The organism is Vibrio genomosp. F10 str. 9ZD137 (assembly GCF_049974785.1).
In the GTDB taxonomy this organism is placed as follows: Bacteria; Pseudomonadota; Gammaproteobacteria; order Enterobacterales; family Vibrionaceae; genus Vibrio.
Genome location: NZ_JBNGCJ010000221.1, coordinates 1 through 15,631 on the forward strand (window position 1 = coordinate 1; position 15,631 = coordinate 15,631).

Below are 15,631 nucleotides of genomic sequence, written 5' to 3' on the forward strand. Positions count from 1 at the left end.
CGGTTGCTAACGGCCATCGAATCATTTTGATACTAAGACTATCAAGCATGATGCGTCTCCCAAGGCCAGCTATACACCTTACTGTTTGGTGGCACGTCTTCCTTGTCGTGCGTAACCATCAATGTTGGTATGTTGGCGTTGCTAAGCTCATTAATGACCCAGTCTCTAAATTGACCTCGTAATTCTTTATCTAGCTTACTGAATGGTTCATCGAGCAACGCGAGCTTTGGTTTAGCCAGTAACATGCGAGTTAGGCTTATGCGAGCGCGCTGGCCGCCAGATATTTGATCAGGGAAGGCGTTGGCCAGTTGAGTCAGTGAAATGGCTTCAAGGGCTTCTAGTGCCTGCTTCTTTCGGACTGCGCCTTTTAAGTGATTAGGTAAAGCAAAAGCCAGGTTTTCCCAAACACATAGGTGCGGAAACAACAAATCATCTTGAAATAGAATACCCACGTCACGTCTATGTGCCTCAAGCTGAGATAGATCTTTCCCGTTGAGTGTGACTTGACCGTCATAATCAAATTCATTTGAAAGATGACCCGCAACAAGATCTAACAGGGTCGATTTTCCACAACCACTAGGGCCCATGAGAGTGAGGATCTCACCATTATCGATAGTCATAGTGATAGACGAAAATAGAGGTTCGCCATTTTTTTTAATGATGGAAAGGTTTTTGAGACAAAGACTCATTCGGTAATAGACCTTTATTAGAAAGTTTACGAGAGCGAACGCTAAATCGACTTAATAGAATTGCTGTAGAGAAAAAGAGCAAGGGCAACAGCATTTGCCATAGCGCATAAATTGCAGTGACTCGTCGATCAAAGCCACTCGAAAGAGCAACCGCTTCAGTGGTAATCGTGGTAATTCGACCTGCGCCTAACATTAATGTGGGTAGATATTGAGCCAAACTGACACTGGCACCAATCGCCCAAGCAAAAATCAGGCTGGGAAAGAGAAGAGGCATTTTTATCTTCCACCAAACACTAATAGGGTGTTTTCCAAGGCTTAAAGCCGATTTCGTTAAGTTACTATTATAGCTTCGCCAAGCGCCATCGAGAGACAAATAGACAAAAGGAAAGGCGAAAAACACATGAGACCAAAGAGTCCAAAGGAAGTAACTGCTTTGATTGATATATAAGGTTATGATCTGGATTCCAAATAAAATAGACAGCTGTGGAATCAACATTGGAATGGCGATGAGGTAATCAGACAGTGCCCAACGATGTTTCAGGCGATACTCGTGAGCAATCACGGCAAGGACTAGAGCCATTGAAGCGCAGGCAAGTGCGAGCGTCAGACTTTGTAGAATATTGTCTAAAAGACCAAACCATTCATATTGCCAATAACGAGTCGTAAAGTTGCTAGGCAGTAAATCCGGGAATCGCCATCGCTGAGCGAAGCTCCACACGACCGTCAAAGGAATGATTAATGTCGATAAGGCGAATACCGTGACTAGTGCAGGTTTTCCACCTAACGATTTGCCATACCGACCAGAGAACTGCCAACCTCGAAGCCTCTGAATGAATACCCATTCAAATAAGCGAGCAAACCCCATTAATAAGGACGCTAAGAGAAACAGAACCATGGCGCCCGCGGCTGCACGAGGAAGCAACGTTAAGTCTGGGTCACTAAACCATTGCCAAACCAGTACGGCAAAGGTAGGTGGGTTAGTCGGGCCAATGATCAGAGCAATATCAACAACCGATAAACTGTAAGCAAGCACCGCCAGTAAGGGAAAGCGCATTTTCCTAATCCACTGGGGGAAAATGCACTTCCACCATGTTTGAGACCGGTTATACCCCAACGAAGCGGTCACTTTTTCTAGTTGGGCAACATTCATTTGCTTGAGTATCGACATGCTCATTAGTAATAAGAAAGGAATTTCTTTTAGAGCAAGCATAACCACAAGACCAATGGCATAAGGGTCGTTCACTAACAAAGGAAGATCATTGACCGTTTGCTGATTCACGTCATAGCCAACAGAATTGAACAGCACTCGAGAAATAAGACCTGTTGGAGCGAAAAGAAAAGCAAAGCCAATCGCAAAAGCAACGTGGGGAAGAGCGAGTAGCGGTGATAGTGCTAACTCAATCTTATTCCATAACCGCTTTCCCCAACAAGATAATAAGATTGCAAAAGAAAGCAATGCAGCAAGATAACTACTGGCCAGTGCTGAAAACAAAGAGAGCCCGATGGACTGCCAGACACCTTGCCATTCAAACGCCCACCGAAACCCAAGAAAAGAGAGGGTGTGCATGTTTATCGGCGGTATATAGCTTAAAGACGAAGCGATCACACCGACTACCCCAGGGATAGTCGGAATAAAACAGATCAGGATAATGAAAGGGTACAGCGCTCTCAACATCTAGAATCAGTTTCCGTAGCGTTCAAGCCAAGCTTTTTCAAGAGCTGCTTGCCAACTAGGGTGAGGTTCAGAGACGGACTTAAACTGCTGCGTGTTTTTGGCACTACCTGTTAGGTACTGGCTGCTCAATACGGATGGATCCCCCCATACCGACAAATCCCCTTTTCGAGATTGAGCTTCAGGACTTAGTAAAAAGTTAATCGCGACTTGCGCGCCAGCATTCGCACTTGAGTTCCATGGGATCGCAAGGAAATGGATGTTAGAAAGGGCTCCAGCGTCCATGGCATAGGCTTTGGTCGACATCGCGAGTTTACCGCTAGCTTGAGAAGAAAAGACGGAATTCGGGTTGAAGCTGATCGCTAAATCCAGTTGGCCGTCATCTAACAATTGAATGGTTTCCGTTGTACCCGCTGGAAATTGTCTTCCTCCACGCCAAGCGACAGTGTGTAATTCGTTGAGATAGGACCAAAGAGATTCCGTGACGGCATTAAAATCACTCTCGGAAACCGGTTTTGCTAGCGAAGGATCATTATCGGTCAACTCGATGAGCAGTGCTTTAAGAAAGCTTGTCCCGTGGAATTCAGGTGGGCGAGGATAACTGACCTTATTAGGGAATGCTTTTGCGTAATTGAGCATCTCAGCAAAGGATTTAGGTGGGTTGTTTAATGTCTTGCTGTCATGAATAAAGACCAGCTGACCAACACCCCAAGGGGCTTCCAATCCAAGTGTTGGCTCTGAAAAGTCCACATCAATGGGCAGTGACTTATCGACATATTGCCAATTCGGCAGTGATTGCGTGAAAGGACCAAATAGAAGTTGGTTGTCTTTCATGGATTTGAAGTTCTCTCCATTGATCCAGACAATATCGACACTGCCGCCTTCGTTTTTTCCTGCGGCTTTTTCCGCAATCAGTCGCGTTGTTGTTTCAGCAATATCGGTCACTTTAACGTGTTTCAGTGTAACGTCATATTGTTCGGCAAGCTCTGATCCCGCCCATTGAATATAGCGGTTGATCTCTTGACTTCCACCCCAAGCATGGAAATAGACCGTTTGCCCTTTTGCTTGGGATTCAATCGTTGTCCAATCCGTTGCCAGAGCTTGAGTTGCCAATGTGGCCGTCGTTAGTAACATCGTACTAAGTAGCGTCTTCATAACCTTATCCATGTTAAATAATACCAGTGAAGTTTTTATGTTCCATTAACTAGAAATACTAATCTATCTCATTCATTTATCAATACTATTTACTTAATGATTGTCATAAATGCATCCAGAACAGCCCAGTTAATGAATTAGGGTGTGTAGGCGATGTTTCTAGAGACCCGTAAAGAGCAAAAAAGATTACAGTAAAGATAGAATTAAATGAAAAGTGTGGCCAAGTGCCAGCAAGAACCAGGCATTTTGTTCTGTAATGGCCGCGTCTTTTGTGGTCAATATTTACTTTAAACCTCTTTAAACCATGCAATTGCCTAGGATCGTTCTAATATTGTTGTAGTACAGAGGTATTGAATAGAGCGTGAAATCAGCCCGTTTTGTCAATGAATACCTGTCATTCAGGTATTCTTTTTAAAACTGAGGGATTTCCCTTTTAGTCGCTGCTCTACAGGGACATAAGGTTAATGAGGATCAAGTTCTGCTCTCAGTGGGGTGGTTTTAATGTTTAGAAATATGAAGATTGGAATGCGGCTAGGGCTTGGTTTTGCATCAGTCTTACTGCTTCTGATGATCACGGCATATCTTGCTTTTAATGCGCTTCAAACCGCTTCATCGGGGTTCGAAGATTATCGTTCACTGGCTAGAAACACCAATAATGCAGGCCGAGTACAAGCTAATTTATTAAGTGTACGTTTAGCGGCGTTAAAATACATTGATAGTTCAGATGAGCTGTTTTTAGATGAGCAGCAAACTCGTTTTGATACATTAACCGGTTTAATGGTCGAAGCTCAGAATGAAGCTTTAACCAAAGAAGATAAGGCCATTTTTGAGCGTGTAGAAAAGCATTTACAGGCTTATGACGTCACCTTCAATCAAATTATCGAGAAAATTGAGCGTCGACATGTTTTAGTGCATGAAACGCTTAACAAACTTGGCCCAGAGATCGAAACACACATCACGGCATTACTCGTTGGCAGTAAAGAAGACGGTAATATGGATGAGGCCTACGATGTTTCGCAATCAATGCGCCATCTTCTGTTGGCTAGGCTGTATGTGAGTCAATTCCTCAATGGTAATGACTCAAAAGATGTCGTTCGGGTGCAAAATGAATTTAAACACTATTTACACACATTCGGTCAAATAACACATCAAACCAATAACCCAAGGCATCGTGCCATCATTGACAAGGCAACGGTACTCAATGGGCAATATATAATCGCTTTTAATGAGCTTGTTTCGGTTATTGAGGAACGAAATCGATTAAAGAGTGAAAAGCTAGATTTGGTAGGAGAACAATCCGCCAAACTCATAGAAGGTTTCAAACTCGCCATTAAAGAGAGGCAAGATTTGCTAGGCCCTCGGTTACAGACCTCAAATGATCAATCAAAAGCATTTGTTATCGCAATTAGCTTCATCGCGGTATTTTTGGGCGCTATTCTTGCCACTATTATTACGAAAATAATTACGGTTCCTGTTCGAAAAGCCGTATTGATTGCTAATCGACTCGCTAAAGGGGATTTAACGTCAAACATTTCAATTGACAGCGAAGATGAGACAGGACAATTGCTCAAAGCGATGAAGCATATGGTACAACAACTCTCAGGCATCATTGGTGAAGTAAGAAGTACATCAAACAGCTTAGCCAGTGCATCAGAAAAGGTGAGCGCAACAGCATACTCGATGAGCCGTTCTTCTGTGACTCAGGCTTCCAGTGTTGAGCAAACGAGAGACTCAATGGAAGACATGACTGCTTTGATTAAATTGAACACTCAAAATGCCAAGGTAACGGATGATATGGCCTCTAAAGCGACCTTTGAAGCGCAAGAGGGGAAAGTCGCGGTTGAGCAAACGGTAATCGCGATGAAAAAAATAGCGGATAGAATAAGCATCATCGATGATATCGCTTACCAAACGAATCTACTGGCATTGAACGCAACGATTGAAGCCGCCAGAGCGGGGGAACATGGTAAAGGGTTTTCGGTCGTGGCAGCAGAAGTGAGAAAGTTAGCTGAACGGAGCCAAAGAGCAGCCCAAGAAATCGGAGACGTTGCATCTGACAGTGTTATTTTGGCTGAAACAGCAGGACGGTTGTTGGAGCAAATTGTCCCTTCGATCAACAAAACATCCGGTTTAGTTCAAGAAATCAATCACGCTTCCGATGAGCAATCAGCAGGGATCGAGCAGATCAACGATGCCATGAAACAACTCACGGTCATTACTGAACAGAATGCTTCAAGCTCAGTTCAGCTTTCTTCCACGTCAAATGAAATGAGTACGCAGGCACAACGATTACAATCAGTGATGGGTTTTTTTAAAGTTCGTGAAAAGCGCTAACGTGCGAAGCGAAAGCGTTACTAAGTAGACTTCTAATACGAAAAAAGAACGGCGAACCGTTCTTTTGTTTGAGCGAGTACATTTATGTATATAAGTCGGGTTTAGTTTACCCAGTCGCGCAGCGTGAACGTTAACGTGTGTGCATCATTTTCAAGTACTAGGCTGTCTTTTGTTAGAGTCATATTGCTCCAGTCGGTAAGCACTTGAGACATGACCATTTCGGTGTTCATTGAAACGTCATCACACATTTTCATTGTCATGCCCATTTTTTCAATACGGAACTGGTTTTCGTTTAATTCAGCTTGTCCAAAGAAATTGTTGCAGCCAGCGTGTCCGTTAGCCGTCATGTTCTCCCCAACTTCTAAGCGCACAGGTCGATTGTCGTTATCTTTAACAATGTTTTGACCATCGATTTGGACAAGTTCCCAGTTGTGGTGCTGTAGATCTTTAGGAGTGATGACTTGTCCTTCCTCGCTGACATTTGTACAGGCAGCCAACAATACTGGAACAGAAATAGCAACAACGAGCGTTTTTAAACTAAGCTTCATAATATAAAACTCCGAACTGAAATATGACCAAGCAATGTGCTATTCGGTCTAAGAATGCAAAAAAGTATAGTTAATAAAACAGTGTTTTTGTCAGAACTAAGTCATAGTTTACTCTGCGTCACAGTTTTGCTAATTTAAAACACGCTCTTAATAATTATTAACTAACATATTGAATTATAGAGACTTAAGGGGGTTGATTTGGAACAATTAGAATTCTTTACTGTACCAAGCCCTTGTGTAAGAGTCTGTCTCACTGATGAAAAAGGGTATTGTCAAGGCTGCATGCGAAATCGCGAGGAGCGTTTTAACTGGTTATCGATGACAACGGCACAGCAGCTTCATGTTATAAAATTGTGTCGACAACGGTACCGACGAAAAATGTCGCAAGGAAAACATGATCAATCACCTGATATTGAAGCAAGTGACCCTCAGCAAGATCTGTTTTAATCGGAATACTTGGTGTTTTGAGGAAAGAATGACAGAAGAGAAGTAACGCCGCACACCATTATTTACAATAACTTGTTTCCAAGCTCTTATTTATAGAAGCTTGTTTATAACATCCAGGCGGCGTAATAGGATCCCACTTATTTTAGCCCCCAGGTATCACTAACCCATCCCCCGGCACTTTCATCAAAATGACTGCCGCTAAATCGGTGATTCCTTTCGACACATTCTTCATTGTGGGAGCCATCGTTCAGTAGGTGCTGAATATAGTTAGCCATTACGTCGTTGGAAAGTTCACGTTGCTTTCGTGTCGCCACCTCTTTTATGAGTTGTAATCGATATGCAGTGCTTGCTCTTTTCATCCTCAATGACCTCCTAGTTAACAGACTTAATAACAAAATTTAGAAGCTAATCACATGAGCGTCAAACCGATTTCGCCCTAATTCTGAGACTTTTTTCGTGCTTTTAAAAGAATCGAAAAAAACGGTCGTAGAATCAAAAAGTAATAGAGTGGACAAAAATTGAGAAAGTCATTCTATTCGCAAAAATAAAGCGGAACAGATGATAACGGTAGAGCCAACAGATTCATTAATTAGCGCTAGGAAATGTTGAATCCAACTATTCGGCGTATTTTGGATAGTCTGGGTCCATTATGCTAAAGTTAAACGGTGATAGGTCGAAACCATAGTATAAGAATAATAGATAGATTAATTCATATGTGGATGCATTACTCACATAGTTAGGGATAAGAAGTAGAATGGAGTGGTTGTCATATGAGTGAAAATCCAGAGCAAAAGCGCCAGTATTATCGGCTAAAGTACCCAAAACGAGCGAGGCCGATCATAAGGATTCATGAACGTCTTTTCCATGTGACTGAAGTGTCTGAGAAAGGCATTCGTTTCGTCATTGATGATCCTGTTGCAGTACACCATGGGCTAGATTTATCGGGTACCCTAAACCTACATGATGACAGTGAAATCAGGATTGAAGGCGAAGTACTGCGCCTAGACAAAAACGAAGTGATTATTCTATTGTCCAAAGGCCCTAGCTTTAAAGATATGGTTAGAGAGCAGCGACACATTCGCCAAAATTATCCCGTGCACTTCGCTAAATTAAGAGCATGCACGGCTTAACCACTTATTTATCCCCTGCCTTTTCTTTAAGATCCTCTATCTCGGTTTACTGAAAGTGTTTGATGAAAGCGTTTGATCAAGTAAGTCGGCGATCGTGTCATAACGTGCGGGCAGGTTTCTGTGACGTTTTTGTACCATGTATAACGTTTCATTGACTGGGGACTGGGTCGAAACAATATGCAGCTGTTCTTTTTCTTGAAAACTGTCGATTGCGCCTTGAGGAATAACCGTAAATCCAATCCCTTTAGCTACCGGAAGGAGAATCTGGCTAAGTTGGTTTATATGACCAGAATGTGGAATGTCATCCAGATTAATATTTTCTAGCTCTTTATCGCCGCATAAATCAAAGTAAAGTGATAAGTAGTGATTAGCATCAGGGTGGCTGATGAGTCCACATTCGATCAGTTTTTCTGCGGTTATTCTTTCATTGTCGAATGACCGAGGTAAGACCAAACATAAGGTCTCGTTACCAATGGTTTTACTCTGGAAAAGGCTCCCTGTTGGAATGTGAGTAACGATGCCTAGGTCGATCACGCCCGTTTGTAAATCATTCAAGATCTTGTGATTTGGTGCGGCTTCAAGGTGAATACTCAAGTCGGAGTGCGTCTGCTGCAACGTGATGAGTTCGGGGTATAGACGTAACGCCAGCGAACCCGAACATGCAATCTTACATTGACCTGAAAATGGATTATCAAAGCTCAGGCTTTCAACCAGCATCGCCTCATTATTGGCCAATGTGAGTGCGTATTGATACACCATTCTTCCTTGTTCTGTCAGCTCAAAGCTTTTTCCTTCTCGCTTAATTAACGAATGTTTACATGCTGACTCAAGCTTTTTGATATGTTGGCTGACACCTGGCTGAGTCATGTGGAGTGTTTCTGCGGTTTGAGTAAAGTGACCGACGTCAATCAGAGTTCGGAAAGTTTTCAACCAGGTTGGATTAAGCATGGTGGCTACCCTTTATAACAAATTGTTATCAAAATAAAGTATGATAATAATTTTCAAGTTAATGTGATTCAACGTTTATTTTATCTAAATATCTTGTTTCCTTTTTCTGAAAGATACTCTGAACATGATGGAGGATTGGGTAAGATATACGTTGTAAATGGGCCATATTGAAGGTTTATGTTGCCGTTTATCAACACCATACCTGCTGGGTGTTTATTGCATGATGAAAATGAGCACGATATATTGATGCTTCTCGAAAACTCGATACAAAGGAATGCCACATGAGTGATTTTTATCAACTGTCGATCAATACCTTGCAAGGCACTGAAATCAAAATGAACGAACTTGAGGGAAAGGTTGTTCTTGTTGTGAATACGGCAAGTCAGTGTGGTTTAACGCCGCAATACGAAGGGCTACAACAGTTGCATGAGCAGTATTCAGCGAAAGGATTAGTAATTCTAGGCTGTCCATGCAATCAATTCGGTCAGCAAGAACCAGGCAGCGCAACTGAGATTGAAGGAGGATGCCTGATTAACTACGGTGTCGATTTCATTATTAGTGAAAAAATTGAAGTGAACGGTGACAACACGCACCCAGTATTTGGTTATCTAAAAAAGCAATTACCGGGTCTGTTCGGTGATCGAATAAAATGGAATTTCACCAAGTTTCTTATTGGAAAGGATGGGCAACCCATCAAACGTTTTGCGCCAACAACCAAACCTCAAGCATTAGAGTCTATGATCAGAAAGGCACTAGTTTAATCCTCCCTCCTCGGCAATTCAGGCAGCTAAGTGAAACTTTGGCTTAGCGACTGATATAGCAAGCTATTCGTCGTTGCCGAAGATATCACGAGAATAAACAATATCACTTACGTCGTTCAGTTCATCAGCCATACGGTTGGTAACGATGATATCAGCTCGGTCTTTAAAGCATGCCAGGCTAGGTTCAACGGAGCAGTTATATATATCTTCTTGGTCTAGAAGCGGTTCATAGACAATGACTTCTATTCCTTTTTTAACCAAACGTCTCATGATTCCTTTTATCGAAGAAGCTCTAAAATTATCTGAGTCGGCTTTCATAATTAAGCGATAGATACCAACGGTTTTTGGCTGGCGTTTTAAAATGGCGTTAGTCACAAAATCTTTTCGAGTACTATTCGCATCAACAATCGCCTGAATCAGTTTGTTAGGCACGTCATGGTAGTTAGCGAGAATTTGCTTGGTATCTTTGGGTAAGCAGTAGCCTCCGTAACCAAAAGAGGGGTTGTTGTAGTGCCCCCCAATTCTAGGGTCCAAGCTGACCCCATCAATAATCTGTCGACTATTCAGGTCATGGCTTTCTGCGTAAGAATCCAGTTCATTAAAAAATGCAACACGCATGGCTAAATAAGTGTTAGAAAACAGTTTCACGGCTTCCGCTTCAGTAGAGTTCGTTAATACGATGTCGATGTCTTTTTTCATCGCTGCGGCTTGCATTAATTCTGCGAACGCATGGGCACGCTGGCTTTGCTCACCCACAATAATGCGTGAAGGGTAAAGATTATCGTGAAGGGCTCGACCCTCGCGAAGAAACTCTGGCGAAAAAAGAACACTCGCTACACCAAGTTTATCGGATATTTGCTTGGTAAATCCGACGGGCACGGTGGATTTAACGACAATGGTTGCTGAAGGGTTAATGGTGGTGACTTGCTGAATGACAGACTCGACACTACTGGTATCAAAGGCGTTAGTGGAGACGTCATAATTGGTGGGTGTCGCGACGATGACATAGTTAGCATCACAGTAAGCGTGATAAATATCAGTAGTCGCAGACAGAGAAAGAAAATGATTAGAGAGATGATCTTCTATTTCGGGATCTGCGATTGGACTGATCCCATGTTGAATTTTCTCTATTTTTTCCTCATCAATATCCAGCAACGTAACGAGATTTTTTTTCGCCAGTAGTACCGCATTCGATAGACCGACATAACCCGAGCCAACAACAGTGATTCTCATATCGCCTCAATTCATTTTTCAAAATTGTGATAACCATTTACAAGTCATGCTAATCAGCATTTATTGCAGAATTGGGTTAACCAAATGAATAGGAGGTTACATAGATATTATTTAGCGTTCCTCTGCTGAGTAAAATAAAGCAACAAGCTCGCCGCTGTGTGAACGCGCAGTGTTGGTTATGCTGTTAGTAAAAAATAAACAGCTCAGAGGTATCGAATAATTTAAAGAACGTTATTGTTTTCATGGCAGTACCTAGCTTGAGTTGGATGGAGGCGAGTGAATCACCTTCATTTTATTATTATGAAAGGTTCAGATAACTTCTTTAAACCTAGTAGAGATTCTAAACCTTTACCATAAGCTTCACCCGCTTGAGTGAACTAATCATCTTTAACTTGGTGATCGTAGCGGTCGGTATCACCAAGCATTGATCGCCAACGACTATAGTGAAACGTACCCCCAGATTCCCTTTGAGGTTAATTGGTTATCTGGGGTTAATTGGATATCTGGAGGGGGGTAGGTGGTTGCTTCTGCGATGTGGGCTGAGTCGTTTGTCTAATAAGATATTACCTATTGTGAGCTTTGCAACATTTCGGAGTACCCACCAGCATTGTGAACATGGGTGAACCCTTTTTGTTTCAATTGCTCTAATGCAGCCCCTGAGCGGCGACCACTTCGGCAGTACAAGACAATTGGCGTGTCTTTAGCAATAGACTCAGACCATGACTCTATGTCTTGCAGAGGATGAAGTTGAGCGTTATCTAGGTGGCCTTGTTCATACTCTTCTGGGGTTCGAACATCAATGAGCATAGAACCTTGTTTTATTTTCTCCCAACCTTGGTGTGCTCTTTCTGAAGCCAATGAGGAAAAGGTGCTAATAGACAGAAGTAAAGACAGCAGTAATAAATACGTTTTGTTGGTCATAGCTGAGCCTAAAGTAAGTGACAGTAAACTCATTGTAACAACGATTTACCATCAGATGGAGTACTGTGTGCTATTCAATGAGACGCACTCATCCTATAAGTTTTTCCAGTTCTGACTAGGCGTCATAGTTCTTGCCGTGCCTGAAACGATTTAATCTCGAACAACATTTAACCGCGAAAGATCAACACGCCCTAGTTTACCTTTAACTGTAGCCACTCAGACTGTAACTACTAGGAGAGTACCCACTAAGACGGTTAAATTTCGTCAATTTCTTCTTTGATCCCGTAAACCCGAGCTTTTTCTAACTAACTGCTACACTCAAAGTATGAAATAAATCTCGCTTTATAAAAGAGATATTGAGTGGTTCAGTTGGAATAGGAGGAGAAATGGTTGATTCTCGAAAATTGTTGATCATTGAATCAGACACGGAATTTTGTAATACGATGGTTGAACAGCTAAAAGGCACCTATAGCGTTGAGGTCGCCTTTAACTTTAACCGAGCGCAAGATCTGATTGAAACGTATCAGCCCAATATCGTGCTGCTAGACACACACCTAAATAACGAATCTACGATTGAGTTTTATAACAACCTAAAAAGCCTAAATCATTACGATGATTTTGCCGTTGTATTTATTACTGAAAACACATCAATACAGGAGCGACTCAAAGTCTATCAAGCGGGTGCTACTGAAGTGCTAGTTCGCCCTTTTGCCCATGAGGAGTTGATGGCTAAGCTCCATGTTATTGATAAGTATCTGATAGAGAAAAGACAGCTGTTGTCGGACTATGATGAAGCGAAATCCGCATCGACAGAGTTTATGAAAGAAGCGAGCCAGCATGGTCTGGTTGTCCAGTTTTTTAGAAACCTATCCTACTGTCAGCATATTGAGCAACTGAGCTTTACGGTTTTTCAAACAGCGAGTGCACAAGGTTTACATGCTTCCATGGTGGTTCGAGATGAGCAGGACCATTATTTTGATAATGTCAGTGGTGTAGTGAACCCGATCGAACGCAATATCTTTGACCTTTTACATACTAAAGGTCGGGTTTTCCAATTTGGCAATCGTCTCATATTCAATGACAAAAATTGTGCAATTTTGATAAAAAACCTCCCTGAAGGCGATGAACGTTTTGTCGGGCAAATTCGAGACATCTATGCGTTTGTTATTGAAGGCCTAGAAGCGAAGTACCAAGATATCAGGCGTCAAAACATGATGTTAGATATTGTAAAAGACATCGCTAACACTGCTCAGCAAGTATCAATGCGAATCAACGATTTTGATGCTATATCCGCGGAAAACCTCAGTGAGTCACAGCAAGAGCTCAATAGTAGTTTTCACTTTTTGGGGCTCTCTTATGAGCAGGAAGAAGCGTTGTCAGCATTGTTCGAATCAGGGCTAAAAAGAATGGCGTTTGCAAAAAAAGAGCTGACGAATATGCAAAGTGTATTAGAAGATTTGGTATTAAAAATAGAGAACGCAGATATGCTCACGGTCCCTAGCGAAGAAGCGCCGAGAGAGGATACGGGTGGAGACGTAGAACTGTTTTAAGCTATTTTTGATCACTTTCTTACTGTGATTGGTATTAAAATCGGCTTGGGTAGTGACAATGTGTATTATATGGAAAAAGCCTAATGATGAAGTAAGATCATTAGGCTTTTTTCATTAATGAGTAAATGGCACTACCACATTAAATCATCAGGTACGACGAAATCTGCGTATGGGTCATCTTCTGCTAGTGTTTCTTCATCAGAGGTGTTGTTTTCGATGATCGTTTCTTGATCTCGCAGAGCAATTTTATCAGCAACACCTGCTGGGATCACGGCGTAGCTTTCACTGTAACGAGCAATCGCGAGAATGCCTTTGATGATTTGCTCACGAACTAAAGAGTCAACATAAAGAGACTTAACCAGTGTGCCATCGGTAAAGTTGTATTTGATGTCGCCTTTCAGGTCCAGTTTGTTCATTTCAATCAGCTGCTTCACTTGAGCTTTGAGTTCTTTACTCAATTGTTGCTCTTTGCGCTGTTGATTCAGCTCTTTATCACGCTCTTGCTGTGCAAGTTTATTGGCTTCAACCGCTTCTTTTGCTTCACGCGCTTGAACTCGTGATTTTTTAGCGCCTTTTTTGGCTTTTTTGAGTTTCTTTTCGTTTACTAAGCCTGCTTTTAGCATTTGCTCTTGTAGCGTTAACTTTGCCATGATTTATCCAACTTAATCAAATTGGCGATAGTTTATCGTTTAGGGCAGAGCAAATAAAGCCATTGCAGCGTAATTCAATTTGTCATTGGCGACTCTATGCTAACAAAATCGGATAAATCCACCTTCTACAGCCCTTTAATTGGCGTACGAACCAGTAAGAGCGCGAACTTTGGTGGATCTTACCAAACCCTTATTTACTTTCAGGCGGCGCAATTAAAGGAATTCTAAGCGTGAATTTGGCTCCTTCTCCCTTAACACTCGTTACCGTGAGTTCACCGCCGAGTAACCCTGTGACAATGTTGTAGGAAATATTAAGTCCCAATCCCGATCCCCCAGCCCCGAGGCGGGTGGTAAAGAAAGGGTCAAAAATCTTGGGTAAGTGCTCTGGTTCAATGCCTTGTCCGTTATCAATCAGTTCAATCATTGCAAAGTGCTCATCAACGAGAGAACAGGTGATGGTGACAAGTTTTGTTGTCTGATTATCAAAAGCATGAGTGATAGCGTTAGATAACAGATTCATCATAACTTGAGTTAAAGGCCCAGGATAGTTGTCCATTACGATGGAGTCAGACAGCTGTTCCTCTAACTGTATTTGCTCGCGTGATAACGTTGGTGTCATTGTAATACGCAACTCATGGAGTATTTCAGCCAAATTGAACTTACGACGTTGATCACTGGTTTGGTCAATGGCGACTTGCTTAAAGCTGGTAATCAGTTCCGCGGCTCGCCGTAGATTATGTTCAATGCTGCTTGCGGATTCAGCACTTTGAGATAGATACTGATCCAATACCGATTTTCTTAATCCTTCTTTGGTTGATTCGATAAAATCGTTATTAAAATCTTTGATAGAGCTGGCGACCAACAGCGCATTACCTATGGGGGTGTTCAATTCATGGGCTATCCCTGCGACCAGAGACCCAAGGCCAGCCAATTTCTCTGAATGAATGAGTTCATCTTGTGTCGATTTTAAAGTCTTGAGGGCTTCTTGTAGTTCAATGGTGCGTTCATTGACTCGTTGCTCTAGGAGCTGTGTCTGTTGTTCAATGGTCGATAGATGCAGCCTACGGTCTGTTTCTGTTCGGGCGACACTTTCAAACCAATGTCTCCATCGGCTAGGAATGTTTGGAATTGAAATATCTTTGGTCTCAGGAATTTCTTCTACAAATTGGGCCAGTCTCAAAGCGGGCTGACTAAAGTTCCAGTGCTGATATAACACAACAAATAGCAGTAGGGCTGCAAACAACATCCCCATGATAAGGTAAGGTAAAATGGCTTTGAGAATATAGCCATCGATATTGGCGTCCGGTATCTCTAGCACGAGATTCCAAGGCGTATGCTCAAGCGAGTAAGAAATCCAATAACCGCCATCCACGTTTTGAATTTGTTCCGCCGGGATTTGATGAGCCTCTCCTATGTTGACCAAAGAAAGTACTTCTCTTTGAGAAACCGCGTCCGTTTTGTCTTTTAAAGCGCCTTGGCTATCTGCGACAACCGTGCCTGTCGCATCAAGCACAACAAACCGGCCGATTTTAGATGGATGGCCATTAAGTATTGTGTCCAGCACTTTTAAGGTAATGTCGGTGCCGACTGCGC

15 protein-coding genes are annotated in these 15,631 nt (G+C 42.3%); 5 read left to right on the top strand and 10 right to left on the bottom strand.

Annotated features, from left to right (window positions below; translation table 11 throughout):
- Positions 1–41: 41 nt before the first annotated feature.
- From ACP45E_RS03055 to ACP45E_RS03065, 3 genes are read right to left on the bottom strand one after another with little or no spacing between them, the layout of a single operon-like run.
- A complete protein-coding gene (locus ACP45E_RS03055; RefSeq protein ID WP_017038455.1) occupies positions 42–689 on the bottom strand; it encodes an ATP-binding cassette domain-containing protein in 648 nt (215 codons plus the stop codon).
- Positions 655–2,364 (bottom strand): ABC transporter permease, encoded by a 1,710-nt coding sequence (locus ACP45E_RS03060; RefSeq protein WP_017034589.1) that lies wholly within the window; start codon positions 2,362–2,364, stop codon positions 655–657. The genes ACP45E_RS03055 and ACP45E_RS03060 overlap by 35 nt, the downstream gene beginning before the upstream one ends.
- A 6-nt stretch (positions 2,365–2,370) precedes the next feature.
- On the bottom strand, positions 2,371–3,495 hold the full coding sequence (locus ACP45E_RS03065; RefSeq protein WP_426510534.1) for an ABC transporter substrate-binding protein: 1,125 nt from the start codon (positions 3,493–3,495) through the stop codon (positions 2,371–2,373).
- A 522-nt stretch (positions 3,496–4,017) separates the two neighbouring features.
- Between ACP45E_RS03065 and ACP45E_RS03070 the strand changes: the two genes are divergently transcribed.
- The gene (locus tag ACP45E_RS03070; protein ID WP_241824257.1) at positions 4,018–5,850 is read left to right on the top strand and encodes a HAMP domain-containing methyl-accepting chemotaxis protein; all 1,833 of its coding nucleotides are present in this window, start codon (positions 4,018–4,020) and stop codon (positions 5,848–5,850) included.
- A 101-nt stretch (positions 5,851–5,951) separates the two neighbouring features.
- Here the strand turns inward: ACP45E_RS03070 and ACP45E_RS03075 are convergent, their stop codons facing one another.
- Positions 5,952–6,398, bottom strand: coding sequence for an META domain-containing protein (locus ACP45E_RS03075; protein ID WP_017034586.1), 447 nt, complete (start codon positions 6,396–6,398; stop codon positions 5,952–5,954).
- Between the two features lie 198 nt (positions 6,399–6,596).
- Between ACP45E_RS03075 and ACP45E_RS03080 the strand changes: the two genes are divergently transcribed.
- Positions 6,597–6,845: a DUF1289 domain-containing protein gene (locus tag ACP45E_RS03080; RefSeq protein WP_017034585.1), complete on the top strand. Its 249-nt coding sequence runs from the start codon at positions 6,597–6,599 to the stop codon at positions 6,843–6,845.
- 137 nt (positions 6,846–6,982) lie between these two features.
- Here ACP45E_RS03080 and ACP45E_RS03085 read toward each other — a convergent pair whose 3' ends face one another.
- Positions 6,983–7,204, bottom strand: coding sequence for a hypothetical protein (locus ACP45E_RS03085; protein ID WP_017038452.1), 222 nt, complete (start codon positions 7,202–7,204; stop codon positions 6,983–6,985).
- A gap of 411 nt (positions 7,205–7,615) precedes the next feature.
- Here ACP45E_RS03085 and ACP45E_RS03090 point away from each other — a divergent pair, with 411 nt between their 5' ends.
- The gene (locus tag ACP45E_RS03090; RefSeq protein ID WP_017034583.1) at positions 7,616–7,975 is read left to right on the top strand and encodes a PilZ domain-containing protein; all 360 of its coding nucleotides are present in this window, start codon (positions 7,616–7,618) and stop codon (positions 7,973–7,975) included.
- A 36-nt stretch (positions 7,976–8,011) separates the two neighbouring features.
- Here ACP45E_RS03090 and ACP45E_RS03095 read toward each other — a convergent pair whose 3' ends face one another.
- Positions 8,012–8,923 carry a LysR family transcriptional regulator gene (locus ACP45E_RS03095; RefSeq protein ID WP_017034582.1) on the bottom strand — a complete coding sequence of 304 codons (912 nt, stop codon included), beginning with the start codon at positions 8,921–8,923 and terminating at the stop codon, positions 8,012–8,014.
- Positions 8,924–9,204: 281 nt separating this feature from the next.
- On the opposite strand from ACP45E_RS03095, the gene ACP45E_RS03100 reads away from it, so the two are divergent.
- Entirely contained in the window at positions 9,205–9,684 is a 480-nt protein-coding gene (locus ACP45E_RS03100; protein WP_017034581.1) for a glutathione peroxidase, read from the top strand.
- A gap of 63 nt (positions 9,685–9,747) precedes the next feature.
- Here the strand turns inward: ACP45E_RS03100 and ACP45E_RS03105 are convergent, their stop codons facing one another.
- Positions 9,748–10,917: a nucleotide sugar dehydrogenase gene (locus tag ACP45E_RS03105; protein WP_017038451.1), complete on the bottom strand. Its 1,170-nt coding sequence runs from the start codon at positions 10,915–10,917 to the stop codon at positions 9,748–9,750.
- 567 nt (positions 10,918–11,484) lie between these two features.
- Entirely contained in the window at positions 11,485–11,838 is a 354-nt protein-coding gene (locus tag ACP45E_RS03110; RefSeq protein ID WP_017034579.1) for a rhodanese-like domain-containing protein, read from the bottom strand.
- 386 nt (positions 11,839–12,224) lie between these two features.
- On the opposite strand from ACP45E_RS03110, the gene ACP45E_RS03115 reads away from it, so the two are divergent.
- A complete protein-coding gene (locus ACP45E_RS03115; protein WP_017038449.1) occupies positions 12,225–13,388 on the top strand; it encodes a response regulator in 1,164 nt (387 codons plus the stop codon).
- Between the two features lie 131 nt (positions 13,389–13,519).
- On the opposite strand, the gene ACP45E_RS03120 is transcribed toward ACP45E_RS03115, so the two are convergent.
- On the bottom strand, positions 13,520–14,038 hold the full coding sequence (locus ACP45E_RS03120; RefSeq protein ID WP_017034569.1) for a DUF2058 domain-containing protein: 519 nt from the start codon (positions 14,036–14,038) through the stop codon (positions 13,520–13,522).
- A gap of 190 nt (positions 14,039–14,228) precedes the next feature.
- Positions 14,229–15,631: sensor histidine kinase (locus tag ACP45E_RS03125; protein WP_069584680.1), on the bottom strand; the 1,403-nt coding region annotated here is incomplete at its 5' end.

Excerpts from the sequence above, each read along its gene's own strand:
- ACP45E_RS03055 (WP_017038455.1), bottom strand. The coding sequence starts at position 689 with ATGAGTCTTTGTCTCAAAAACCTTTCCATCATTAAAAAAAATGGCGAA.
- ACP45E_RS03060 (WP_017034589.1), bottom strand. The coding sequence starts at position 2,364 with ATGTTGAGAGCGCTGTACCCTTTCATTATCCTGATCTGTTTTATTCCG.
- ACP45E_RS03065 (WP_426510534.1), bottom strand. The coding sequence starts at position 3,495 with ATGTTACTAACGACGGCCACATTGGCAACTCAAGCTCTGGCAACGGAT.
- ACP45E_RS03070 (WP_241824257.1), top strand. The coding sequence starts at position 4,018 with ATGTTTAGAAATATGAAGATTGGAATGCGGCTAGGGCTTGGTTTTGCA.
- ACP45E_RS03075 (WP_017034586.1), bottom strand. The coding sequence starts at position 6,398 with ATGAAGCTTAGTTTAAAAACGCTCGTTGTTGCTATTTCTGTTCCAGTA.
- ACP45E_RS03085 (WP_017038452.1), bottom strand. The coding sequence starts at position 7,204 with ATGAAAAGAGCAAGCACTGCATATCGATTACAACTCATAAAAGAGGTG.
- ACP45E_RS03090 (WP_017034583.1), top strand. The coding sequence starts at position 7,616 with ATGAGTGAAAATCCAGAGCAAAAGCGCCAGTATTATCGGCTAAAGTAC.
- ACP45E_RS03095 (WP_017034582.1), bottom strand. The coding sequence starts at position 8,923 with ATGCTTAATCCAACCTGGTTGAAAACTTTCCGAACTCTGATTGACGTC.
- ACP45E_RS03100 (WP_017034581.1), top strand. The coding sequence starts at position 9,205 with ATGAGTGATTTTTATCAACTGTCGATCAATACCTTGCAAGGCACTGAA.
- ACP45E_RS03105 (WP_017038451.1), bottom strand. The coding sequence starts at position 10,917 with ATGAGAATCACTGTTGTTGGCTCGGGTTATGTCGGTCTATCGAATGCG.
- ACP45E_RS03110 (WP_017034579.1), bottom strand. The coding sequence starts at position 11,838 with ATGACCAACAAAACGTATTTATTACTGCTGTCTTTACTTCTGTCTATT.
- ACP45E_RS03115 (WP_017038449.1), top strand. The coding sequence starts at position 12,225 with ATGGTTGATTCTCGAAAATTGTTGATCATTGAATCAGACACGGAATTT.
- ACP45E_RS03120 (WP_017034569.1), bottom strand. The coding sequence starts at position 14,038 with ATGGCAAAGTTAACGCTACAAGAGCAAATGCTAAAAGCAGGCTTAGTA.